Origin of the sequence: Micromonospora sp. NPDC049359 (assembly GCF_044466585.1) — a bacterium.
Lineage (GTDB): Bacteria > Actinomycetota > Actinomycetes > Mycobacteriales > Micromonosporaceae > Micromonospora.
In genome coordinates this window covers 370,218-393,391 of record NZ_JBITMW010000004.1, presented here as the reverse complement: position 1 = coordinate 393,391, position 23,174 = coordinate 370,218, and the positions used below count along the sequence as shown (strand labels likewise).

Here is a 23,174-nt window from a genome sequence, read left to right as displayed (position 1 = left end):
ACTGCGCTGGGTAACCCGAGCCTGGCTCATGGTAGGTAAAGTCCTGTCGTCCCCGCAGCCTCCGATGCCGTTCGATATGGAGACCGGTCGATGACAACCGGACTGGCCCGCGTCACCATCAGCGCCCCCCAGCGGCGGGTGGACGTCGCCCTGCCGGAGCAGGTCCCCCTGGCCGAGCTGCTGCCCGACGTGCTCCGGCACGCCGGCGAGGGACTGGCCGACGACGGGGAACGGCACGGCGGCTGGGTGCTGCGCCGCACCGACGGGGCGCTGCTGGCGACCGCGCAGGCGCTGCTGCCGCAGGGCGTCCGCGACGGCGAGGTGCTGCACCTGGTGCCGGCCCGCGCCCACTGGCCCGAGCTGGAGTACGACGACGTCGTGGAGGCGATCGCCGACGGCGCCCGGCGACGTGGCGGAGCCTGGTCACCCGCCGCCACCCGGGTCGCCGGTCTGGCCGGCGCCGCCGTACCGCTCGCCGTCGGGCTGCTCGCCCTGCTCGCCAGCGGCCCGACGTCGAGCAGCGGCTGGGTCGCGGCGGCGGCGGTGGCGCTGCTGCTCACCGTGGCCGGTACGGTCGCCAGCCGTGCCAACGGCGACGGCGCGGCCGGCGCGACGCTCGGCGGGTACGCGCTTCCGTACGCCTTCGTAGCCGGTGCCCTCGCGGTCGGCTCGGGTGACCCGGTCGGCCCGCTCGTACCGGTGCGCTGGGTCGGCGCGGCCGAACTGCTGGCCGGCTCGGTGGCGCTGCTGCTCGTGGCGCTGGTCGGGCTGCTCGGGGTGGCGAGCCGACAGCGGATCTTCGTGGCCGGCGTCACGGTCGGCCTGCTCGGTGCCGCCGCGGCGCTCGGCGCGCTGCCGCTGACCCCCGCCGGCACGGCGGCGGTGCTGCTCAGCGCACTGGTCTTCGCCATCGGGGCGATCCCGCTGCTGGCCATCCGGCTCGGCAAGCTGCCACTGCCGCCGATCACCCTGCCGGCCACCCCGTCCGCGGCCGAGCCGGAGCGGCCCGGGGACCTACCGGACCGGGGTCGGGTGCAGGCGGCGGTCATCCGCACCGAGGAGATGCTCACCGGGATGCTGCTCGGGCACGCGGTGCTGGCGGTCGGGGCCGCTGTCGTACTCGGGGTGGCTGGTGGGACGGCCGGCCCGGCGCTGGTGGCGGTGGTCTCGGCCGTGCTGCTGCTGCGCTCGCGGCTGTTCGTGGCGCTGCGGCACCGGGTGCCGACGGTGCTCGCCGGGCTCGTCGGCTACGCGGTGCTGGGCGCGGTGCTGGTCGACCGGGCCGACGACACCGGCCGCCTGGCGCTGGTCCTCGGCGGGGCGGCGCTGGGCCTGGTGACCGTGGCCGCCGGCACCGGGTACGCCCGGCGACCGGTCTCGCCGTACCTCGGGCGGGTCGCGGACCTCACCGACACGGCCCTGGTGGTCGCCGTGGTGCCGGTCGCCTGCGCGGTGCTCGACCTGTACGACAAGGCCCGGGGACTGCTCGGGTGAGCAGCTCCCGGGCCCGGCCGGTCGTCGTACGTCAGTGGGTGGACTCGCCGCGCGCCTCGGCGTCGCGCGCCCGCTGGTAGGAGGCGCGGATCTCGGCCTCGGCCTCGGTGCGGCCGACCCAGGTCGCGCCCTCGACCGACTTGCCGGGCTCCAGGTCCTTGTACACCTCGAAGAAGTGCTGGATCTCCAGGCGGTCGAACTCGCCCAGGTGGTGGATGTCGCGCAGGTGCTCCTGACGAGGGTCCTCGTAGGGGACGCAGAGGACCTTGTCGTCGCCGCCCTTCTCGTCGGTCATCCGGAACATGCCGATGGTCCGGCAGCGGATGAGGCAGCCCGGGAAGGTCGGCTCGGGGACCAGCACGAGCGCGTCCAGCGGGTCGCCGTCCTCGCCCAGCGTGTCCTCGATGAAGCCGTAGTCGGCCGGGTACTGGGTGGACGTGAACAGGGTGCGGTCCAGCCGGATCCGGCCGGTCTTGTGGTCCACCTCGTACTTGTTGCGGTGACCTTTCGGGATCTCAACCGTCACGTCGAAATCCATCTGCACGCTCCCTCGTCTGCCCACGCTGGCTAACGGAACCACTGGCGGCCCTCCGGACAGGTGAATGCCCACCCGCCGACTCCGGCCGCCGCATAGTCTTCGGACCGAAGTAGTGTCACCCAAGCCGATTTTCGTTGGGGGAGGAGGGGGTCGTGGGGAGGGAAGATTCACACTACCGTCCGGACGAGGGCGTCAGAGGCGGTACCGGACGATCCGGCTCCGGTGGCGCGACCGGAAGGGTCCCGGTGCCGGACGCGCACTTCCCCCGAGTCCCCGAGGAGTCGGTTCCCGAGCGGCCACCGCCGCTGCCGTGGCGTCCGTCCGGCTCGGCCCCGGCGGGACCGAACAACGGTCGCTTCCCGGTCCTCGGCCCGGACCGCCCCGCGAGCGGCGCGCACCCCCCGGGTCGCGCGTCGGTCCGACCCGCCCCGAGCGGCCCCACCTGGGGCGGCCCGATGCCCGGCGAGCGTTCGGCCGGCGGCGATCCGTACGGCGTACCGCCGCTGGGTCCGCCGATCTCCGCGCTGCCCTCGACGGCCGACGTCGAACCGCCGGTGACGCCGCCGACCACGCCGCGCCGTCGCGGGCGACTGGTGACCGTGCTGGCCGTCGTGGTGCTGCTGGTGCTGGCCGGTGTGGGTGTCGTGGTGACCCGTCCCGGCCCGGTCGCGGGCTGGCTGGGCGACGACGGGGCGTCCGCGCCGACCGCCGCCGGCGCCAGCGCCGAACCGGACCCGTCGGACGTGTTGAACGGACCCGACCCGAACGCGCCGCTGCCCAGCGCCGACGCGGTACGGGCCGTGCTCGACCCGTTGGTCGACGTACCCGCCCTGGGTGACCGGGTGAACGTCTCGGTGGCCGACGTGACCACCGGTCAGACGCTGTACGGCAAGGGCGCGGACGACGGCACGGTGCCCGCCTCCGTCACCAAACTGGCGACGGCGGTGACCGTGCTGGCCGCCCGCGGCCCCGGATTCCGCATCCCGACCCGGGCGGTGGCCGGCACCAAGCCGGGCGAGGTGGTGATCGTCGGCGGCGGTGACCCCACGCTCGCGGTGAACAAGAAGGGCTACTACCCCGGCGCGGCACGCCTGGACGACCTGGCCGCGCAGGTACGTACCGCCCTCGGCGGCACCGCCCCGACCAGCGTCACCGTCGACGGCACGGTCTACTCCGGCCCGCTGTACGGCCCCGGCTGGGACGACGACATCCCGACCGGCGGGTACGGCGGCGCGGTGACCGCGCTGATGACCGACGGGGCACGCAAGGACCCGGGCGCCGAGCCCGGCGGCGCCGAGCGGGTCCCCGAGCCCGACCTGGCCGCCGGCCGGTCGTTCGCCCGGCTGCTCGGTGTACCGACCAGCGCCGTCAAGCGGGGTACGGCCCCGGCTCTGGCGACCGCCGCCGGTGGCACCCCGCCGGCCGGTACGGAGCTGGGTGTGGTGCAGTCCCCACCGCTGATCCGGTTGGTCGACATCATGATCAGCGAGAGTGACAACCTGCTGGCCGAGGCGCTGGCCCGCCAGGTGGCCCTGGCACGAAACCAGAAGGCGTCCTTCGACGGCGGCGCTGCCGCGATGGACGCCGAGGTGGCGGAGCTGGGCCTGCCCGCCGAGGAGATCACCCTCTCCGACGGCAGTGGGCTGTCGCGTCGCAACCGGATCAGCCCGTCGCTGCTCACCGACCTGATCCGACTGGCCGCGAGTCCGGATCATCCGGAACTGGCCGGCGTCTTCGGAGGCCTGCCGGTGGGCGGCTGGTCCGGCACGCTGGGCGAGCGCTACCGGGGTGCCCCGGGGACCGCCGCCGGCGCCGGTGCCGTACGCGCGAAGACCGGCACCCTGACCGGGGTACACGCCATCGCGGGCCTGGTCACCACCGCCGACGGCCGACTGCTCACCTTCGCGGTGCTCACCGACAAGGTGCCCGGCGGGACGGACACCGCCCAACCGGCGCTGGACCGCATCGCCTCCGCACTGGCCGGCTGCGGCTGCCGCTGACCGTCCGCACGGGCGGGCTCCGGCTGCCGCTGACCAGCTCCGGGGCCCGGCCCGGGTCGGCACGCGGGGCCGCGACCGGCGTCGATCGCCGACGCGAGCCCGGCCCGGGGTGTCGCGACGCGGGTACGGTGGGTTCATGGCGCAGTTCGTGGACTGGGATCTGGCCGCCGCCACCGCGGGGGCGTTGAGCAAGTCGGGCCCCCGGGTGTCGTACACCGAGGCCACCGACGTGGTCGGCGACCTGCGTCGGCTGACCGACGAGGCCGCCGGGCACGTGGCCGACTACACCGGCCTGCGGGCGCAGGTGGCGCACCCGCCGGTGCGGGTGGTCGACCGGCGGGACTGGGCGGCCACCAACATCGCCGGGCTACGTGAGGTGATCACCCCACTGGTCAGCCGGCTGTCCGGCGACAAGCAGCCCGGCGCGCTCACCGAGGCGATCGGGTCGCGGCTGACCGGGGTGCAGGCCGGCACCGTCCTGGCCTACCTGTCCGGCCGGATCCTCGGCCAGTACGAGGTCTTCTCCGCCGACCCGGGGCAGTTGCTTCTGGTGGCGCCGAACATTGTCGAGGTGGAGCGCAAGCTCGAAGCCGACTCCCGGGACTTCCGGCTGTGGGTCTGCCTGCACGAGGTCACCCACCGCACCCAGTTCACCGCCGTGCCCTGGATGCGGGCCTACTTCCTCGGCGAGGTCCAGGCGTTCGTGGACGCGTCGTCCAGCGGCGGCGAACATCTCGTCGAGCGGCTGCGGCGCGGTGTCGCGACGCTGTCCGAGGCGGTCCGCGACCCGGAGAGCCGGACGAGCGTGCTGGACATCGTGCAGACCCCGGCGCAGCGGGCCGTCCTCGACCGCCTCACCGCGCTGATGACCCTGTTGGAGGGGCACGCCGAGTTCGTGATGGATGGCGTCGGCCCGCAGGTGATCCCGAGCGTGGAGCGGATCCGGGCCTCGTTCAACCGTCGCCGCGAGGCGGGCAACCCGTTGGAGAAGGCGATCCGTCGGCTGCTCGGGGTGGACGTCAAGATGCGCCAGTACGCCGAGGGTCGCAAGTTCGTGCACGGCGTGGTCGAGCGCGTCGGCATGGACGGCTTCAACCAGATCTTCAACTCACCGCTCACCCTGCCCCGGCTGTCGGAGCTGGGCGACCCGGACGCCTGGGTGGCACGCGTGCACGGCCCGGCCGGCACCGTTCCGTCCGCCGGCTGACCGTCCGCCGGTGGCCGCGCTCGCCCCGCCGGTGGCCGCGATCCGGGTGGCGGTCCGTCGCGCGCTGACCCACCTGCCGTCCGGCGGGCCGGTGCTGGTCGCCTGCTCCGGTGGGGCCGACTCGCTGGCCCTGGCGGCGGCGGCCGTGTTCGTGGCGCCCCGGCTGGGTCTTCCCGCCGGCCTGGTGACCGTGGACCACGGACTGCAGGACGGTTCGGCACGGCGCGCGGAGGCGGTGGCCGCCTGGGCCCGAGAGGCCGGGTTCGCGCCGGTCGTGGCGGTGCGGGTGGACGTGGCCGGCCGTCCGGGCGGGCCGGAGGCGGCGGCCCGCCAGGCCCGCTACGAGGCGTTGGCCGAGGCCGCGCGGCAGCACGAGGCGGTCGCGGTGCTCACCGGCCACACGCGCGACGACCAGGCGGAGACGGTGCTGCTCGCGCTCGCCCGGGGGGCCGGCCCGCGCGGGCTGGCCGGGATGCCCGATCGGCGGGAGCTGGCCGGGGTTCCGCTGCTGCGTCCGCTGCTCGAGATCGGCCGGGAGCAGACCCGCGCCGCCTGTGCCGTCCTCGGGCTCAGCCCCTGGCAGGACCCGCACAACACCGACCCCTCGTACGCCCGCTCCCGGGTGCGGGCCGACGTGCTGCCGGCGTTGGTACGGGCGCTCGGGCCGGGTGTGGTGGCCAACCTGGCGCGCACCGCCCGGCTGGTGGCGGCGGACAACACCGCCCTCGACGAGATCGCGGCGAGGGCGCTGGTGACATCCCGGCATCCCGCCGGTGGGCTTGCGGTGCCGGAGCTGGCCGGCCTCACCGCCGCCGTACGCGGTCGGGTGCTGCACGCCTGGGCCCTCGAGTTGGGCGCGGTCGGGGGCGCCCTGTCGCACCGGCACGTCGGGGCGCTGGACGCCCTGGTCACCGAATGGCACGGTCAGGGTCCGACCGACCTGCCCGGGGGTGTTCGCGTACTTCGTCGGGGCGACCGACTGGCGGTCCTCAGCTCGGGCTGAGGGCCGCCGCGCCGTCGCTCCGGTCCCGGAAGGTCGTCCGGTAGCTGTGCGGGGTGGCGCCGACCCGGCGGCTGAAGTGGTGGCGCAGCGCGGCGGCGTCACCGAAACCGGCCTGGTCGGCGACGGCCTCCACGCTCAGCGGCGTCTCCTCGAGCAGTCGTCGGGCGAGTAGCACCCGCTGGTTGGTGAGCCAGTCGTGCGGGGTGGTGCCGGTCTCGGCCCGGAACCGCCGGGCGAACGTCCGGGGGGCCATGCCGGCGCGGGCGGCCAGCTCCTCCACCGTGATCGTCCGGTCCAGGTGCCCCATCAGCCACTCCAGCACCGGTTCCAGGGTGGGCGCCTCGGGGGCCTTCGGGATGGGCGCCTCGACGTACTGCGACTGGCCGCCGTCGCGGTGCGGCGGGACCACCATCCGCCGGGCCAGCCGGGTCGCGGTGGCCGAGCCGTGCACCTGGCGGACGAGGTGCAGGCAGGCGTCGATACCGGCCGCGGTGCCGGCGCTGGTGAGTAGCCGACCGTCCTGGACGTACAGGGAGTTGCACCGCACCCGGGCGCGGGGATGCCGGCGTTGCAGCTCGTCCACGTACCGCCAGTGGGTGGTGCACTCCCGGTCGTCGAGCAGTCCGGCCTCGCCGAGCAGGAAGGCCCCGGAGCAGACGCTGATGAGGTGGGCCCCGCGCGCGTCGGCGCGGCGCAACGCGTCGAGCACACAGTCGGGTACGACGGTGCCCTGACCGTGCGCCGGAACGGCCACCAGGTCGGCCTCCTCAAGCGGGGCCAGGTCGGCGTTCGGCGTGAGGTGAAAGCCCGCCGAGGTGCGTACGGCAACCCCGTCGGGACTGCACACGTCGAAGCGGTACGCGGGGAAGCCGTCGGCCGTCCGGTCGGTGCCGAAGACCTCCGCGAGCACCCCGAGCTCGAAGGGAGCGACCTGGTCCAGGGCGAGGACGGCGACGGATCGGAGCATGTGACGAGGGTAACCCGAGAGATGGCAGTAAATCGATGCCCAATGGCATCTCTGCCACTGTCCGGGCGGTGCGCGTCGGCGCAGACTGGTCTCAGTCCGGTGCGCACCGGCGGCGAAACCGACAGCAATCATGCGAAAGTGAGCGCCGCCATGGAGTTCCTGTTCTTCCTCCTGTTCCTCGTCCTGCTCGTCGCCGCCTCGGCGGCGAACCTCACCGTGGACAGCCACGACTCGGCCGACTGGAAGCCCAGCGAGGACGGCCGCCGCTGGCGGTCCCGTACCAGCTGATGCCTTTTAGCACCCTTCGCGGTAAAAATCCTGGGCGGGACCGTGCCGAAAGGTGCGGCCCCGCCGACGGAGGCCATCCGACGTACGGCAGGCTAGGAGTCATGGCTGACGGCTCCTGGTACGACGCCGACATCGACCACGTGATCATCTCCGAGGCGCAGATCCGCGAGAAGACAGCGGAACTGGCCAAGCAGGTCTCCGCCGACTACGCCCACGTGGGCGACGGACTGCTGCTGGTCTGCGTGCTCAAGGGCGCGGTGATGTTCATGGCGGACTTCGCCCGGGCGCTGGGCCGAAGCGGCCCCCCGGCCGAACTCGACTTCATGGCCATCTCCTCCTACGGCCAGGGCACGACCTCCTCCGGGGTGGTCCGCATCCTCAAGGACCTCGACCGCGACATCGCCGGCCGGCACGTCGTGGTCGTCGAGGACATCGTCGACTCCGGGCTGACGCTCTCCTGGCTGCTGCGCTACCTGGAGTCGCGCTCGGCGGCGAGCGTCGAGGTGGTCGCGCTCTTCCGTAAGCCGGACGCGGTCAAGGTGCCGGTGCCGGTGAAGTACGTCGGCTTCGACATCCCCACCGAGTTCGTGGTCGGCTACGGCCTCGACTTCGGCGAGCGCTACCGGGAACTGCCCTACGTCGGGGTGCTCAAGCCCGAGGTCTACGCCCGCTCCTGAACCCGGTCGCCGGCCCGCCGCCGACCCGGGTGAAGGCGATTCGTATCGGCGTTCATCAAGCAGACGTTCAGCGGGCTCTCAGCTCTTGCGGTTACGGTGGACCCCGGTGGCGTGGAGGTAACTCCGCGTCCGGCCCCTCGACCGCGTGACCGAACGTTCGGGTGGCCGGGCCGGACTCCCCGCCACGCCGGTTACCACCCGGACCCGATTCGATGGTGCACGACCGCGGGGCTCACCAGCTCGCTCCTCGCGTACACCGCTGTGATTGTGTACGACTGCGGGGCTCGCAAGCTCACTCCTCGCGTACACGGTGTACCGTCGAATGACCGCGGCGCGGCAGTTTCGGTGCCTCGGGGTCGAGCCGGCCCGCACGGCGGCTCCGGCCGCCGCTCACCGCGGCGACACCATCAGACGGTCAGGACGTCGATCAGGAGGATGCGGGCGCTCCGGCGCTCGACAACAGTATGGAACGTACGCGTTTCTTCCGCCGACCGGTGGTCTGGATCATCCTGGTCATCCTCGGCGCCGTTGTGCTCAGTCAGCTGTTCACCGCTGGTCCCAGCTACCACCGCGTGGACACTTCCGTTGCGCTCGACCAGCTCCACACCGCACAGATCAACAAGGTCATCTTTCAGGACAAGGAGCAGACGCTCCAGCTCGACCTGAAGAACAAGACCAAGTTCGGTGAGACCACCACTGACCGGATCGAAGCCCAGTTCCCGTACCAGGTGGGCGACGAGGTCTGGAACGAGGTGCTCGCGGCCAAGGCGGCCAACCGGGTGACCGGCCCGGCCGACGCCAAGGTCTCCTCGGACAGCATCTGGGTGAGCCTGCTGGTCAACCTGCTGCCGATCGCGCTGCTCGTGCTCCTGCTGCTGTTCTTCATGTCGCAGATGCAGGGCGGCGGCTCCCGGGTGCTCAACTTCGGCAAGTCCAAGGCGAAGATGATCACCAAGGACACCCCCAAGACGACCTTCGCGGACGTCGCGGGTGCCGAGGAGGCCGTCGAAGAGCTGTACGAGATCAAGGACTTCCTGCAGAACCCGGCCAAGTACCAGGCCCTGGGCGCCAAGATCCCGAAGGGCGTGCTGCTGTTCGGCCCGCCCGGAACGGGTAAGACGCTGCTGGCCCGCGCGGTCGCCGGCGAGGCCGGGGTGCCCTTCTACTCGATCTCCGGCTCCGACTTCGTGGAGATGTTCGTCGGCGTCGGCGCCAGCCGGGTCCGTGACCTGTTCGAGCAGGCCAAGACGAACGCCCCGGCGATCGTCTTCGTCGACGAGATCGACGCCGTCGGCCGGCACCGTGGCGCCGGCATGGGCGGCGGCCACGACGAGCGGGAGCAGACGCTCAACCAACTGCTCGTCGAGATGGACGGCTTCGACACCAAGGGCGGGGTCATCCTGATCGCGGCCACCAACCGGCCGGACATCCTCGACCCGGCGCTGCTGCGCCCGGGCCGGTTCGACCGGCAGATCCCGGTGGACGCCCCCGACATGGAGGGCCGTAAGGCAATCCTGCGGGTGCACGCCAAGGGCAAGCCGTTCACGCCGGACGTCGACCTCGACGCGGTGGCCCGGCGTACCCCCGGCTTCAGCGGCGCCGACCTGGCCAATGTGATCAACGAGTCGGCCCTGCTCACCGCTCGCAAGGAGCAGCGCGCGATCTCCAACGACTCGCTCGAAGAGTCGATCGACCGGGTCGTCGCCGGTCCGCAGCGGCGGACCCGGGTGATGAGCGACCAGGAAAAGAAGATCACCGCGTACCACGAGGGTGGCCACGCGCTGGTCGCCTGGGCGCTGCCGCACGCCGCGCCGGTGCACAAGGTGACGATCCTGTCCCGTGGCCGCTCGCTGGGCCACACCCTGGTGCTGCCGACCGAGGACAAGTACACCCAGACCCGCGCCGAAATGATCGACACCCTGGCGTACGCGCTGGGCGGCCGGGCCGCCGAGGAACTGGTCTTCCACGAGCCGACCACCGGTGCCGGCAACGACATCGAGAAGGCCACCCAGCTGGCCCGCGCGATGATCACCCAGTACGGCATGAGCTCCAAGCTCGGCGCGATCAAGTACGGCACCAGCGGGGACGAGCCGTTCCTCGGCCGCAACATGGGCCACGAGCGGGACTACTCGGACTCGGTGGCCGCCGAGATCGACGGCGAGATGCGGGCCCTGATCGAGCTGGCGCACGACGAGGCGTGGGAGATCCTGGTCGAGTACCGGGACGTCCTGGACAACATCGTGCTCGAGCTGATGGAGAAGGAGACCCTCTCCACGGCCGACATGGCGCGGATCTGCTCCCGGGTGGTCAAGCGCCCGCCGCTCGCCCCGTACAACGGGTTCGGCAAGCGCCAGCCGTCCACCGAGCCGCCCGTGCTCACCCCCGCGGAGAAGGACAAGCTCAAGGCGCAGGCCGAGGCCGACGGCGCGCAGGCGTCCGTCGGCGGCGGGTCGCCGTCCAGCAACAACTCGGACGGTACGCACTGAGCAACGACCCGACGGCCAGCTCCCCCCACGGGGAGCTGGCCGTTTCCGCGACCGAACCCGACGGGGACGACGAGCTGGACTACGTCGCCGCCCGGTTGATCAGCGGCAAGCTGACCGGTCGTCCCGTCGAGGACGCGGTCGACCTCGGCCGGATCGAGAGAGCCGTCCGCGAGATCCTGATCGCGGTCGGCGAGGACCCGGACCGGGACGGCCTCCAACAGACCCCGGCCCGGGTCGCCCGCGCGTACGCCGAACTCTTCGCTGGCCTGCGCGTCGACCCGGCGCAGGTGCTCAGCACCACCTTCGAGGCCAACCACGAAGAGCTGGTGATCGTCCGCGACATCGACGTGATGAGCCTCTGCGAGCACCACCTGCTGCCGTTCCGGGGTAGCGCGCACATCGGCTACATCCCCGGCCCGGACGGGCGGATCACCGGCCTGTCCAAGCTGGCCCGCCTCGTCGAGGTGTTCGCCCGCCGACCCCAGGTGCAGGAGCGGCTCACCTCGCAGGTGGCCGACCTGCTGATGAGCAGGCTGGCCCCGCGCGGCGTCGTCGTCGTGCTGGAATGCGAGCACATGTGCATGGCGATGCGCGGCATCCAGAAGTCCGGCGCCAAGACCATCACGTCGGCGGTGCGCGGCATCCTGCAGACGGACTCGAAGTCGCGGGCCGAGGCGATGGCCCTGATCCTCCCCCGCTGACCCGCCCGCGCGACCGCCGGCTGGGTAGCCGGTGGGTCAGCCGGCCAGCAGAGCCAGCAGCAGGCCGGTCGTGACCAGGACCGCCGGCACCAGGCAGACCAGCACGCCGAAGCGCACCGTGCGGTCCACCTGGTCGTCGGGGGCGGTACGGAACACCCGGCCGACACACACCCAGCCGACGACGAAGGCGGCCGCCGGCATCGGCAGCCCGCCGACCAGGGCCAGCACGCTGGCCGGGCCCGACCCGGTCGTCGCGTACACGATGATCTGGATCAGCGGCGCCAGCAGCGCCAGCGGCCCGTACACCAGGAGGTTTCGGGCCCGCGCGGGCCAGGAGGTCGGTCGGAGGCCGCGGCGCGCGGCCAACGCCGCGTCCGCCGCCTCGGCCCGACCCCGTGCGGTCCGCAGCGCCGCCAGGACGGCGGCCGGGCCGCCGGCCATCGACCGGGCGGCCTCCGTCAGCTCCGGTGGCGACGGCACCAGCGAGATCGCCGGTACGCCCCGCTCCCGCAACCGCTCCTGCTGGGTCGCCAACCCGGCGCGCACCACCGTCAGCTCCTCCCGGGCGGCTTCCGCCGAGCGGGCCTGCTCACCGGCGGCGGTCGCCGCGCCGCGCCGGACCGCATCGAGCTGACGGGCCGCCGCCAGGTACTCGGCCCAGGCGTCGACAGGCGCCGTGCCAGCGTCCGGACCGGCGGTCCGCTGCGGACCCGGACCGGTCGCCGTCGCCCTCACCTCGGCACCCTCCCTACGCATCGCCGGCTCAACCCGCATCGCCCGCGCGCCCCGTCTCGTCCGGTAGCCCTGCCTCGTCTGGTCGCCCCGTCTCGTCCGGTCTCCTCGTTTCGTCCGGTCTCCTCGTCTCCTCCGCGAACGGCACCAGGATCGTGCCCCGCTCGTCGGGACCATCCCACAGCGCCGCCCGGTCCGGACGCGCCCGCCACTGGACCGGCCTGCCGAACACGGCGGCGAGCTGCGCGGCCGGCACGTCCAGCGCCACGACGGCGGCCAGTTTGTCGACCTCGCCGTCCGGCTCCAGCAGCGCGGCGAACGGCGGCACCGCCCGCCACCAACCCAGCAGGTGCCGGCCCGCCGGTGGCCCGTCCCGCAGCAGCGCCCGCAACCGATCCGCCGGCAGATCCCGGGGACCGGGCCGATCCAACCCGAAGACCACCAGGTACGTCGGCAGCTCGTCGTCGGCGTCCGCCAACAGCGTTGGCAGGTCCACCAGTCGGGCCGGATGACGGGCGGCCAGCTCGGCCGTCAACGCCTCCGCCAGCGGGCGAGCCCCCTGGTCAGGTGCGGCCACCACGAACCGGGCGGTGCCCGCCGCATGGTGGCTCGCGGTGCTCCGGGCCGCCGTCGCCAGCAGGCCACCCGCCGCCGCGCCCGAGCCCAGCACCGCGAGGTTACGTCCAGGAGCAGGCCCCATCGGTACGGCGACCGTCGTGCGGGCCACGTCCACCGCACGGCCCAGCAAGGCCGCCGGGCCACCTGCCTGCCCCGCCAGGGCCGCCCGGTGACGCGGATCGTTGCCCAGCAGCGGACGGGCGTACCCGGCGAACACCACGGGCGGCACCGCCTCCGACGGTCGGGCCGCCCACAGCTCGTGTCGCAGCCGTTCGACCACCGCCGGATCGTCGAGCGGATCGGGGTGGCGGATCAACCGCTCGTGACCACGGATCGCGCCACGTGGGCCGCCCAACCCTCCGGCGGTGTTCACCACCGCGCTGCCCACCGGCAGACCGGCGGCCGAATCGTTTGTCGGCTCCAACACCGGGCCGCCACCCGGCAACGCCACCCGTACCGGAAACTGCCCGAGCGCCGAATCCCGGTGCCCGGCGTCCGAGCGGGCACTCAACCCCAGCTCACCCGCGCCGGCCAGCACCAGGTGCACGCCGTACGCCCGACCGGACCGGGCCAACGCGTCCACCTGCGCGGCCAGCTCGGTGGCCAGCCGATCCCGCTCGGCGAAGAGCAACGGCACATTGTCCACCACACAGACGATGCGAGGCAGCGGGCGGTGCTGGCGCAGCTCCGCGAAGCGCTGCCCGCCGGCCCGCTCCGCCGCCTCCGCGCGGCGCCGCACCTCGGCCGTCAGCTGGTCGAACAGGTCCCGGACGTACTCCCGGTCGGCAGCCATGGCCGCCGCCCGCACGTGCGGAACCCAGGAGCGGTCCCGCTCGGTCTGCAGAAACTCCACGAACGACTCGCCGTCGCCCAGGTCGGCCAGGTAGAGCGTCAGATCGTCCGGACCGTACCGGGCGACCAGCCCCAGCAGGGCGGTGGTCAGGAACGCGGCACGACCCGCGTCGGACCGGCCACTCACCAACCAGTGCGGCGTCAGCTCCGTGAAGCCCAGCTGCACCGGCCGACCGCCCGCGTCACCCACCATCGTGGTGAGGCTGTCCGAGGCATCCGCCGTCCACCGGCCGTCACCCGTCTCCGGCAACAGATCCGCCAACGCCAACCGGGAGCCCGCCTCCACCTGGGCGGCCAGCCGCCGACAGACCGCGTCGACGAGATCCGCCGGTGGGTCCGTCTCCACGAAGACCGGTGAGTTCATCCCACCCGGCGCCTCGGCCCCGGGGCTGGCGAACGATGCGCCCGGCGGGTCGCCGAGCAGCGCGTACGCGTTGCGCAACACCAGCGAGGTGGCCCGGGGCAACGGATCCCGGGACGCGTACGGGCCGGACGGCGGCCACCCCGCCACCACCAGGTGCAGCCCCGCCGCCGGCCCCTGCTCGGCCAGCGTCTCGATCCGCGCCAGATCGGTCGGGCCGGTCAACTCCGGCAGCGCGGCGACCACCAGCAGCAGCGTACGGTCGTGACGACGCCGTCCGCTCGCCCCCGGCGTCACCCACTGCTCCGCCTCCGTCAACACCGCGCGCAGACCCGCCACGTCCACCGCCGGCGGGGGTAGCAGCCCGGCGTCGGCCAGCGCGCCGAACGGCGTCAGCACGGCACCCGTGGCGTCCACCGCGCGTACCAGCAGCGCGCCCGCGGGCGCGGCACCCAGCAGCCGCAGCACCACGGCCCGCAGCAGGCCCGCCACCCGAGGCTCCCGCCCGTCGGCATCCACGCTCAGATGCCCCGTACCGACCAGCGGCACCAGAGCGGGAAACCGGGCGTCGTCCAGGGGCGCCGCCGTGCCGACCCGTACGAACGGTGGTGGGCCGTCACCCGCCGGAGAGCCCACGTCGAGTGAGTCCAGAGCGGCTCCCGACCAGCCCGGGGCCAGCCGCGCGGCAACCAGCTGAAGCCGCTCGGCCAACTCGTACTGGCGGCGCTGATCAGCAGGGGCCGGGCGCACCTCGTCGAGGATCCCGGCGGCGGCGGTGACGACAGCGGCAGCCCGGCGGTGCAGCGCCGCGGCGCGGTTCGTGCGTGCCTTCGGACCGGCCACCGTGTCCACCCCCTCACCCGAGGTCGGCAACCCCTCCCCGAGCAGTGACGGTATCCCAGCCAGAGCCCCACCTCCGGGAGGTACCGCGGCGGTGCGCCGGTGTTGTCGCGGATGTCACCGGTGGGGAGTGGTCCGTCACGATCCGCTGGATCTGAGGCATTGGCTCCGCGCCGTCCAGCCGTTAACGTCAGGAGGTGGAATCAGTGCAGCCCCCCGCCGGTTCCCAGGTCTCCCGCGTACCGGCCCAGCGGACTCCGTCCGAACAGCTGCCGCCGGCCCCGCCAACGCCGGCACCACAGCCGCGACGTCGCCGGCTGCGCACCGTGCTCATCGTTGTCGGTGGTGTGCTCGCGCTGCTCCTGCTCGGCGGGGTGGCGACAGGTTTCGTGCTCTACAACCGCGCCGCCGCCCCGGACCGCAGCGCCCCCGACGTGGTCGTCGACAACTACCTGCGGGCCTTCCTCGTAGACCGCAACGATGCTCGAGCCAATTTGTATACGTGCGAAGGTCCAACGCAGCTGGATTCAGTTCGCTCGCTAAGAACCGACCTCGTTGCTCGTGAGCAGCAACTGGACGTCACCATCATGGTCAGTTGGGGGAGCCTTGCTGTAGAGAAGCACGGTAAGGATGCCTCCGTCGTAACAACAATCCGCCGCAGCGCTACTGTCGATGGCGCCCAGCAGAGCCTGACTGACATGTGGCAGTTCGAGGTCAGCGAGCAGGATGGTTGGCGGGTTTGCAGCGCAGCTGAGGTTAGTTAACGGCTACTCGATCCACAGCAGATGGACGGGTACCTCGAGCGTGGTGGGTGACTGGCCACGCCAGGCCCAGCGGTACCACTCCACCTCGGGCGTGATCCGCACGCAGATGTCGCCCTCGGCGCCCGAGTAGGTTTCGGTCACCGCCCGCATGTCCCGGTGTTCGCGTCCGTCCTCAACGTGCACCACCCGGCGTCCGGTGACCGCGTCCGCTTCGAACACGGGGGTGGGAGCGCGGTGGGAGGGGCCGTCGAGCGAGACCAAGCGGATGCCGGTGTCCCGTACGCCCTCCGTTGCGGGCCGTTCACCGACCGTCTCCACCCACACCCGCTCCACCGGCACCAGCGGCGCGAACACCTCGACCTGGTCGGCCTCGGCCCGGTACCACTCGTGTTCGGGGATGACCGGCACGTAGGTTCGGGCACCCTGCACGACCCGGTCGTCCGCGCGCAGGTCTCCACGCCAGCCCAGCCCGGGCAGACCCACGAGCACCCGCTGCCCGCGCAGCTCCACGCGCCCGGTGGCGGGCACGATGGTCAGGGGGCGGGGTGGCCGGGGCGCCCAGTCGGGTTGGTCGGCGAACGGGTCCGGCAGCGGTCCGGTCATGCCAGTGACCGCCTCACTCCGCGGCGCGCAGCGGAGCGCCCCGCTGGCGCATGAAGGGGATCGGGTCGGTCGCGCCCCGGCTGGACCGGTCGCTGCGCAGGTGCACCTCGAAGTGCAGGTGCGGTCCGGACGAATTCCCGCTGCTGCCGACCTGTCCGATCACCTCGCCGGCGGGGACGATCTGGTCCGGCGAAACGCGCGGCTGGACCACCATGTGGCAGTAACGGGTGATGTAACCACCGGCGTGCAGGATGTCGACGAACCAACCACAGCCACCCTTGCCCGGATAACCGTCCACGTCGCAACTCCGGCGCCCCTTGTTGTCCGGGTCGCAGCGGGCAACGAGCACTCGGCCGGTGGCCGCGGCACGGATCTCGGTGCCCTTCGCCGCTCCGATGTCGACACCGTTGTGGCTGGGTCGATCGGCGGTCCGGAAACCGGAGCCGACGTCGCCGGAGATCGGCGCCGTCCAGCCGGAGGCGGCGATCTCACCGCGCTCGGCCGCGTCGCACACCGCCTTGCCGTTGATCTGAACGGTGCGAGCCGCACCACCGGCGAGTGCGTCCACGATCTTGCCGGCCAGCTCCTCGTGCTTGGCATACGCGTCCGGATAGGCGCTGACCTGGACCTGCTGTGCCACGACGGTCAGCGGTCGACGTTGCCAGCTGCGCACCTTGACGAGTTTCTCGTAGAACTTCCGGGCGGTGTACGCGGGTGTCATCCGCTCGGCGATCGAGCCCCAACCCGGACGCTGCTGAAAGAGGCCCAACGAGTCGTGGTCGGCACCGACGCCCTCGTGTGGCAGGGACAGCGACTCGGGCACGCCACTGTTGGCCAGGTTGCGCAGGGCGGACTCCTGCATCGCCGTGGCGAGGGCGATCACCCAACCACGCGAGGGAACCCCCATGTCCTGACCGACCTTGATAATGATCGCCGCGTTGCGGACCTGCGCGTCACCGTACTCGCTGAACCGGGGTAGCTCGCCGGTGATGTCGACGGGACGCACCGGCCCGCAGCCCCAGCCGGCCAGGGCGTCCCCATTCTCCTCGTCGCCGCCGAGACCACTGAGGAAGAATGCCGCCGTCCCCCCGGTGCAGCAGAGCAGGAGCAGTACGCCGGTGAGTACCGAGGCGATCACGCCGGCCCGGACCGGCCGACGAAGAGCGCGGCCTGCTCTGCCGGCGGTCACTGTCGCTCCCAGTCGATGACGTCGACCAGCCAACTCTTGTCCGCCATCACCAGCTCCAAACGGAGACGGCCGGTGTTGAGCGGTAGCAGCACCTCGACGAAGGTCTCGGTGCGTGACCGCACCGTCGGCGGGCCGGTCACCTCCTCGGCCGGCACCCCGCCGGGCTCGGCGCCGGCCAGCTTCTCGGTGAGCGCCGGCGTCGACATCGGCCGTAGCCCGGCCTGCCACTGGTCGGCAGTCATGCCGGGCCGGCCGATCCAGGCCGAGGCGAACCGGTCGGCGATCTGCTCGGGCGAACGAGCACCGGGTGGAGTGACCGGCGATGGAGGTGCCTCGGTGGCGATCAGACCATCGTCACCAGCCGTCGGGTCGACCGTGGTGATCGGCCGGTTCGGCCGGTTGCTCAACCCGTCCGTCGGGTCGGTCGGACCGGACACCAGGCGCGCCGCTCCGATCACCCCGAAGATGAGGACCGCGATCAGCGCGGCCATCCCCAGCCGGGATCGCAGTGCCCGGGTGAAGAGAAACTCCAGCGCCCGTCGCATCGCTGTCACCGAGCCTCGGAACGCACCCGCGGTCCGGTGCGATCCGGCGCACGTTCGGTGGAGCCCGGCCGATAGACCACGAACGACGGGTTCTCGGCCGGAACGTCGGGTTCGGTCCACGTCGCCGGTTGCCGGCGACGAGGCTGCGGCGGCACGGGACGGTCTCGACCGCCGGTCTCCCCGATCGGTGCCTCGTCGGCGCGTTCGTGACCATCGGGCCGAACGTCGTCGGTGCGTCGGCTGCCGGCCGGGGTGGGCGTCGGCGTCGGGCCCGCGTCTTCCCGGCGGGCCTCCGGGCGCAGCCGGGTCTGCTCGGCGTCTGGTGACCGGCGGCGCCCGCCCACCGGTTCCACCGTGCCGCCGGGCTCCACGACATCGAGTCGCGCCGCGACCCGCATGTCACGGAAGAAGCGGCGGTGCCAGGAGCCGGCCGAACTGACCGCCTCGCTGCTGTCCTTACCGCCAAGCTGGGTGATCCGCCGGTACGGCCGTAGCAGTAGCCAACCGACCACTCCGCACAACCACACCAGGACCACCTGGAGCCATCCGGGAAGGGTGGGCGTACTCATGATCAAATCGACCGCGAACAGGTAGATGGCGGCCCCGGTGCCGAAGATGGCGATGTTGAAGATCGCGGCGACGACGGCGTTCGCCAGCCGTCGCAGACCGGCGCTGGCCGGTCGGAGCAGCCCCACGGTGCCCAGGATGGGCGCCGCGATCACCGCCCACCTGAAGATGAGGAACCCCAGCAGGACCAGAAGCGACGCCGTCAGGTCGAACATGGCGAACAGCACCGAGGCCAGCACCGCGATGAACCCCGCCCCGACCCGGTCCATGTCCCGGACGCCCTGGAGGTATTCGTACGCCTCCGGGTCCTCGGTCTGGATCTGCTGGGCCACCCGCGCCCACTGCTGCTGCTTCGCCTTGATCGTCGCCTCCCGGGTGGCCGGGTTGGCGCGCAACTTCTCAACCTCGTCCCACGACAGCGCCTTGGCGTCGTACAGCGCCGGTCCGTACTTGCGAGCCGTCTCGCTGTCGGCCGACCCGAGGACACCTCGGACCCAGTTTCGGTAGAGCATCGTCTCGGTAGCGGTGTCGCTCGCGCGAACGGCCGGCGTGCGCAGGTCTTTACAGCGGTCTGGATCAATGCATCGCCCTGGGTCGGGCTCTTTTGCTTGCGGGCCTACCGCGTCGTGGACCACACCGAGGCTGGTGATCAGCGTGCCGTCCGCGATGTTCGCCGACTTCACCGGCCAGGCGGCCAGCGCGGTGACGGCGACCATCACGAGGAGAGCCCAACCCGCGGTGGTCATCGCGTTGCTCATGTCCGACTGGCGGGAGCGCCAGAGTAGGTAGAGGCCCACCACGCACAGCGTGACGATCCCGAAGACGCTGAACACCTTCTCGTAGACGGACTTCGTCGCCTTCTCGACCAGCGGGTCCGCCCAGCCCCACATGGAACGGGGATCCCAGGCACGCTCGCGCAACGCGTTCGATGCGCCGATGACCGCCGTGGCGACCATGAACTCCCCGTTGGCCACCGTCGTCGTGAACTTGTAATCCGGATGCAGGACGCTCGATGCGCAGCCACCGTCGATGTCGTAAGTGTTGTAGCTGTAACCCGCGTACCCATAGAGGCTGTAGCGACCGGCTATGCCGTTCGCCGCCTCAGCCGGTGGTGCTGCGGCGAACCAGCCGGCGAGGCCGGAGTCGGGTGTGCCCGGGGTCGGCGCGTTGCGGCACTTGACCTCGTCCTCGCTGACCGCCTGGAGCTTCCCCACGCAGGCCCGGAAGTCGGCCTGCCACTCGGCGGTGGTGCAGAGTTCGGCTCGGGCCTGGGTGACGGGTGGGGCGGCTGCGGCCGCTTCCGCGCCGAGCAGCGGCCAACTGAGGGTGGCCCCTGCCAGGACGCCGAGCGCGAGCAGGAACGACGTGATCCGAACCCGGGCCCCAGCCATGTCACGCCTCCAGATCGGGCAGGGAGATGCTCGGTAGGACTCCGGCCGCCGCGGCGATCGCGGCGGGTGTCGTGTCGAGGTGGTCCAGCAGGCCGTCGACGTACGAGACGTCGACCCGGACCTTCTGCACCCGGCCGTCGACGTCGCGCATCACGAACTCCCGGAAGCCGAGGCGGGAGGCCGAGTTGCTGTCGGCGGCGGAGAGCGAGGCCAGGGTGGCCTCGTACCCGTCGTTGACCGGTACCCGCAGCAGTCGCAGCGCCTCGGAGGCGATCTCGGCGTCTTCGGCGATCCGGCCGACGAAGACGGTGGAGACGAGGTTCTGCACGTCGAGGCCGAGGATGTCGCGGGGGTTCTGCGAGGCGACCAGCGCGGCGAGGTTCCACTTCCGGGAGTCGCGGGCGAGCCGGACCAGGAACGAACGCCCGGACCGCCAGCCCTCCATGAAGTGCGCCTCGTCGAGGCCGACCAGCTTGCGGGACGACATCGACCCGCCGTAGCAGCGGCGGACGGCGAGCCGGTGCGCGGTGTGCAGCATCGGCAGGGCGAGGGCCTCCTCGGCCGACCAGTACTCACGTTCGATCTTGAGGTCGGGCAGCCGGAGCCCGGCCATGGTGATCACGGTGAGCGCCGCGTCCGCGCCCAGCAGCCCTTCGGGCGGCCGGCCGAAGAACAGCATGGCGAGCGGCATCTCGGCGGTGTCCAGGAGGAGGTTCGCCAACTCCTTGCCGGCGTCGTCGTCGAGCCGCCCGAGGCAGCTCACCACGTCGTCCAGGGTGGACGTCTCCTCGGCGGGTACCTGCCGGACGGCGTGCCGGAACAGGGTGGCGGTCGACGCCTCCCGGGCCACCTGCGGCGGCACGAGCATCATGCAGATGTCCTGGACCAGCATGCGGCGTTCGGCCCGCGCGTTGGAGACGGCGATCTCGAACTCACGGTCGCCGGCGGCCCCGCTGGCGAACTCGCTGCGCAGGGGCGTGGGGATGAGCGAGTAGGGCGCCAGGGTGCCGTGCTCGGAGCCGGTCAGGTTCAACACCCGGGAGTACGGGCGCAGCTCGGGCATGGCACAGAGCCGGGCCAGCGGCCCGGACGGGTCGAGGAGGGTCACCTGCACACCCCGTCGGGCGGCGAGGTAGCCCAGCGCGCCGAGCAGGGTCGACTTGCCGCCACCCGGCTCGGCGACGAACACCGCGAGCCCGGAGCGTTCGCGTACCTCCATGGGGAAGTGCAGGTCGAGGAAGACCGGACGACGGCAGGTGCCGGCGGTACGCCCGATCAGGTCGCCCCGGCGGTCGCCGACGGTGGAGGCGGCCTGCGGGAGCGCGGCGGCGAGCAGCGGGACGGGCATCCGGCGGACGTAGCCGGTGTTGGCGATCGGTTCGCCGGGGATGAACTCGCGGGCCAGCCAGTCCTGGTTCTTCGGGTGCTGCAGCGAGATGCGCAGCTCGCGGGAGTAGAGCTGGATGAGCCGGCGGGCCCGCTCCAGGCACTCCTCCCTGGTCCGGCCGCCGACGGCGATGCGGTGCCAGCCGTGTGCGCGCGCCGAGTCGACGGGCAGGCCGGTGGTCATCTCGTCGCCGATCACCAGCGCCCGCTTGGCGAGGCGTTCCAGCTCCGGGGGAGCGTCGATGCCGTGCTCGGCGTAGTCGAGCTGCTGGGAGCGGATCATGCGGAGCCGGTGCTCGAGGTTACGGAACGAGTCACCGGAGCCGAGGATGTCGACCCGGGTGGAGATCTCCATCGGCCAGGGCAGTCGTTCGTGGAAGTGCAGCCACGGCTCGTGCCGTTCCGGGATCTCCAGCGGTTCCATCCGGCCGACGGCGAGCACGGCCACGTGCCGTTCCTCGCCGGTCATCCGGTTGACCAGCTTGACGGTCGAGCCGTACGGGGTGCGGTAGCGCTCGACCTGTTCGGTCAGGGCGAGCAGGTCACCGCGCTCCCACTGCCCGTCGGTCACCGGCGAGAGGCGACCCGGGGGCGCCATGCACAGCGCGACCGAGCGGTAGAGCAGCCATTCCAGCTCCTGCGCGGTGACCCGTCGGCCACGCATGCCGAACGCGCCGAGCACCTCGTCGAACTGCTCGACCGTGCGACCCAGCTTGCGACGCTCGCCCTCCGCCGTGCCCCGGCCGAAGGTGCGGAGCAGCCGTTCGGTCATGGAGTCGCCGAGGGAACGCCGGGCGAAGGTGACGCCCAGGTAGGTCTGCCCCTCGGCGTGGTTGACCGCCATCAGGTGCCGTTGGGCGGCGACCAGGTGGTCCGCCCAGCCGGTCGTTCCAGGCACGTCGGGCAGCGGCGCGGCCGTGTGGGTGTCGATGGTGCGTGCCCACTCGTCGGCCGGGAACGGCCGGGTGGTCCGGCGCAGGTGCAGCCGGAAGCCGGCGAGGCCCGCGTACTGCTCGGAGATCGCCGACAGCAGCGCCTCGCGTTCGGCGTCGGGGCGGAAGGCCCAGCGCACCTCGGGCAGCCAGTACCAGGCGGTCACCGTGTTCGGCGTGAAGGTCAGGTGGCCGGCGATCTCGGTGATGGCCAGCTCGACCGATGGGTCCCGGTCACCGAACTTGATTTTCGGAGCGCGGACCCGGACCGGCTTGATCGGCCGGTCCTGACGGTTCGCGGCCCGCTGGCGGGGCGTGGTGACCTCTCTGCCGGCGCCGGTGGGTCGCTCCGTCCGGGTGGTCCGGTGCGGCCCGCGTTCCAGGGCCGGCCGGTCGACCGGCGCGGTCGGCTGCTCTGCCGGGGCGCTCGGACGCTGCACCGGCGCCGCCGTCTGCCCGGCCGATGTGCTGCTGGACACCCGGCTCGCCGGGCCGCTGGACGGCGGCGCGGGCGCGGCTGGGGCGGTCTGCTCGACCTCGACCGTGGGCTGCGGCATCGGCCGTCGGTCGCCCGCCTGGTGTGGCAACCGGGGCTCGACGGTCGGACGGGTGTCGATCCGGTGGCCACTGCTGGAGGGGTCGTCCGGTGTCCACGGTGGCTCCAGCTCGGGAGCCGGCCGGGTCGGCGTCGGCGGTTGCTGCGGGATCGCCGGCTGGGGCCGGCTGGCGGGAGCCGCCGTCACGGCCCGGGGCCGCGCGCCACCGAACAGGTCCAGGAAGGGCGAGTCGATGTCGGCGTTGTCGCCGGCCGAGACCGTGCTCGGCTCGGTGGGAGGCGTCCGGCGGGTGACCGGCCGGGGTGCCTGGAACACGCCGACCGCGCCGTGACCGGGCGAGGTCACCAGCGCGGGATCGAGTGCGACGTCATCCTCGGTCTCGGGGTAGTCAAACGACTGCGAACGGTGACTGGCCGGCACGGCCGGGCGGCCGGCCGGGGAGCCCGGCGTGGAAGAGCGACTCATGCGACCGCCTC

18 protein-coding genes are annotated in these 23,174 nt (G+C 72.5%); 9 read left to right on the top strand and 9 right to left on the bottom strand.

From position 1 onward, the window contains the following. Window positions 1–90 precede the first annotated feature (90 nt). On the top strand, window positions 91–1,494 hold the full coding sequence (gene eccD / locus ACIBTX_RS13005) for a type VII secretion integral membrane protein EccD (protein WP_357392931.1): 1,404 nt from the start codon (window positions 91–93) through the stop codon (window positions 1,492–1,494). Between the two features lie 31 nt (window positions 1,495–1,525). Here eccD and ACIBTX_RS13000 read toward each other — a convergent pair whose 3' ends face one another. Beyond that, window positions 1,526–2,032, bottom strand: a complete 507-nt coding sequence (locus ACIBTX_RS13000) for an inorganic diphosphatase (RefSeq protein WP_355052506.1) — start codon at window positions 2,030–2,032, stop codon at window positions 1,526–1,528. A 152-nt stretch (window positions 2,033–2,184) separates the two neighbouring features. Here ACIBTX_RS13000 and dacB point away from each other — a divergent pair, with 152 nt between their 5' ends. The 3 genes from dacB to tilS all read left to right on the top strand — a co-directional run bounded on the left by dacB (window position 2,185) and on the right by tilS (window position 6,242). Next, a complete protein-coding gene (gene dacB, locus ACIBTX_RS12995) occupies window positions 2,185–4,032 on the top strand; it encodes a D-alanyl-D-alanine carboxypeptidase/D-alanyl-D-alanine-endopeptidase (protein ID WP_396832481.1) in 1,848 nt (615 codons plus the stop codon). Between the two features lie 136 nt (window positions 4,033–4,168). After that, window positions 4,169–5,239, top strand: coding sequence for a zinc-dependent metalloprotease (locus tag ACIBTX_RS12990; RefSeq protein WP_357392933.1), 1,071 nt, complete (start codon window positions 4,169–4,171; stop codon window positions 5,237–5,239). A 10-nt stretch (window positions 5,240–5,249) separates the two neighbouring features. Continuing rightward, the gene (gene tilS, locus ACIBTX_RS12985; RefSeq protein ID WP_357392935.1) at window positions 5,250–6,242 is read left to right on the top strand and encodes a tRNA lysidine(34) synthetase TilS; all 993 of its coding nucleotides are present in this window, start codon (window positions 5,250–5,252) and stop codon (window positions 6,240–6,242) included. Here tilS and ACIBTX_RS12980 read toward each other — a convergent pair. Further along, on the bottom strand, window positions 6,229–7,209 hold the full coding sequence (locus tag ACIBTX_RS12980; protein WP_357132797.1) for a helix-turn-helix domain-containing protein: 981 nt from the start codon (window positions 7,207–7,209) through the stop codon (window positions 6,229–6,231). The genes tilS and ACIBTX_RS12980 overlap by 14 nt on opposite strands. 138 nt (window positions 7,210–7,347) lie before the next feature. Between ACIBTX_RS12980 and ACIBTX_RS12975 the strand changes: the two genes are divergently transcribed. The 4 genes from ACIBTX_RS12975 (at window position 7,348) to folE (ending at window position 11,361) form a co-directional block, all read left to right on the top strand. Next, the gene (locus tag ACIBTX_RS12975) at window positions 7,348–7,497 is read left to right on the top strand and encodes a hypothetical protein (RefSeq protein ID WP_355052605.1); all 150 of its coding nucleotides are present in this window, start codon (window positions 7,348–7,350) and stop codon (window positions 7,495–7,497) included. 101 nt (window positions 7,498–7,598) lie between these two features. Beyond that, a complete protein-coding gene (gene hpt / locus ACIBTX_RS12970; protein WP_357132795.1) occupies window positions 7,599–8,174 on the top strand; it encodes a hypoxanthine phosphoribosyltransferase in 576 nt (191 codons plus the stop codon). A gap of 464 nt (window positions 8,175–8,638) precedes the next feature. After that, window positions 8,639–10,660: an ATP-dependent zinc metalloprotease FtsH gene (ftsH, locus tag ACIBTX_RS12965; protein WP_357132793.1), complete on the top strand. Its 2,022-nt coding sequence runs from the start codon at window positions 8,639–8,641 to the stop codon at window positions 10,658–10,660. A 35-nt stretch (window positions 10,661–10,695) separates the two neighbouring features. Beyond that, window positions 10,696–11,361, top strand: coding sequence for a GTP cyclohydrolase I FolE (folE, locus tag ACIBTX_RS12960; RefSeq protein WP_357132965.1), 666 nt, complete (start codon window positions 10,696–10,698; stop codon window positions 11,359–11,361). Window positions 11,362–11,397: 36 nt separating this feature from the next. Here folE and ACIBTX_RS12955 read toward each other — a convergent pair whose 3' ends face one another. Further along, window positions 11,398–12,117: a hypothetical protein gene (locus ACIBTX_RS12955; RefSeq protein ID WP_396832480.1), complete on the bottom strand. Its 720-nt coding sequence runs from the start codon at window positions 12,115–12,117 to the stop codon at window positions 11,398–11,400. A 7-nt stretch (window positions 12,118–12,124) separates the two neighbouring features. Beyond that, on the bottom strand, window positions 12,125–14,776 hold the full coding sequence (locus ACIBTX_RS12950) for an FtsK/SpoIIIE domain-containing protein (RefSeq protein WP_357392937.1): 2,652 nt from the start codon (window positions 14,774–14,776) through the stop codon (window positions 12,125–12,127). Window positions 14,777–14,970: 194 nt separating this feature from the next. Between ACIBTX_RS12950 and ACIBTX_RS12945 the strand changes: the two genes are divergently transcribed. Beyond that, on the top strand, window positions 14,971–15,528 hold the full coding sequence (locus tag ACIBTX_RS12945; RefSeq protein WP_396832505.1) for a hypothetical protein: 558 nt from the start codon (window positions 14,971–14,973) through the stop codon (window positions 15,526–15,528). 3 nt (window positions 15,529–15,531) lie between these two features. On the opposite strand, the gene ACIBTX_RS12940 is transcribed toward ACIBTX_RS12945, so the two are convergent. The 5 genes from ACIBTX_RS12940 to ACIBTX_RS12920 are packed head-to-tail and all read right to left on the bottom strand — an operon-like array spanning window position 15,532 to window position 23,163. Beyond that, entirely contained in the window at window positions 15,532–16,131 is a 600-nt protein-coding gene (locus tag ACIBTX_RS12940; RefSeq protein WP_357132785.1) for a hypothetical protein, read from the bottom strand. Between the two features lie 13 nt (window positions 16,132–16,144). Then, window positions 16,145–17,320 (bottom strand): M23 family metallopeptidase, encoded by a 1,176-nt coding sequence (locus ACIBTX_RS12935; RefSeq protein ID WP_396832479.1) that lies wholly within the window; start codon window positions 17,318–17,320, stop codon window positions 16,145–16,147. After that, entirely contained in the window at window positions 17,317–17,874 is a 558-nt protein-coding gene (locus tag ACIBTX_RS12930; protein ID WP_357132781.1) for a hypothetical protein, read from the bottom strand. Before ACIBTX_RS12930 ends, ACIBTX_RS12935 begins: the two co-directional genes overlap by 4 nt. Next, window positions 17,871–19,823: an MFS transporter gene (locus ACIBTX_RS12925; protein WP_396832478.1), complete on the bottom strand. Its 1,953-nt coding sequence runs from the start codon at window positions 19,821–19,823 to the stop codon at window positions 17,871–17,873. Before ACIBTX_RS12925 ends, ACIBTX_RS12930 begins: the two co-directional genes overlap by 4 nt. A 1-nt stretch (window position 19,824) precedes the next feature. Continuing rightward, window positions 19,825–23,163 carry an ATP-binding protein gene (locus tag ACIBTX_RS12920; protein WP_396832477.1) on the bottom strand — a complete coding sequence of 1,113 codons (3,339 nt, stop codon included), beginning with the start codon at window positions 23,161–23,163 and terminating at the stop codon, window positions 19,825–19,827. Between the last annotated feature and the right edge of the window lie 11 nt (window positions 23,164–23,174).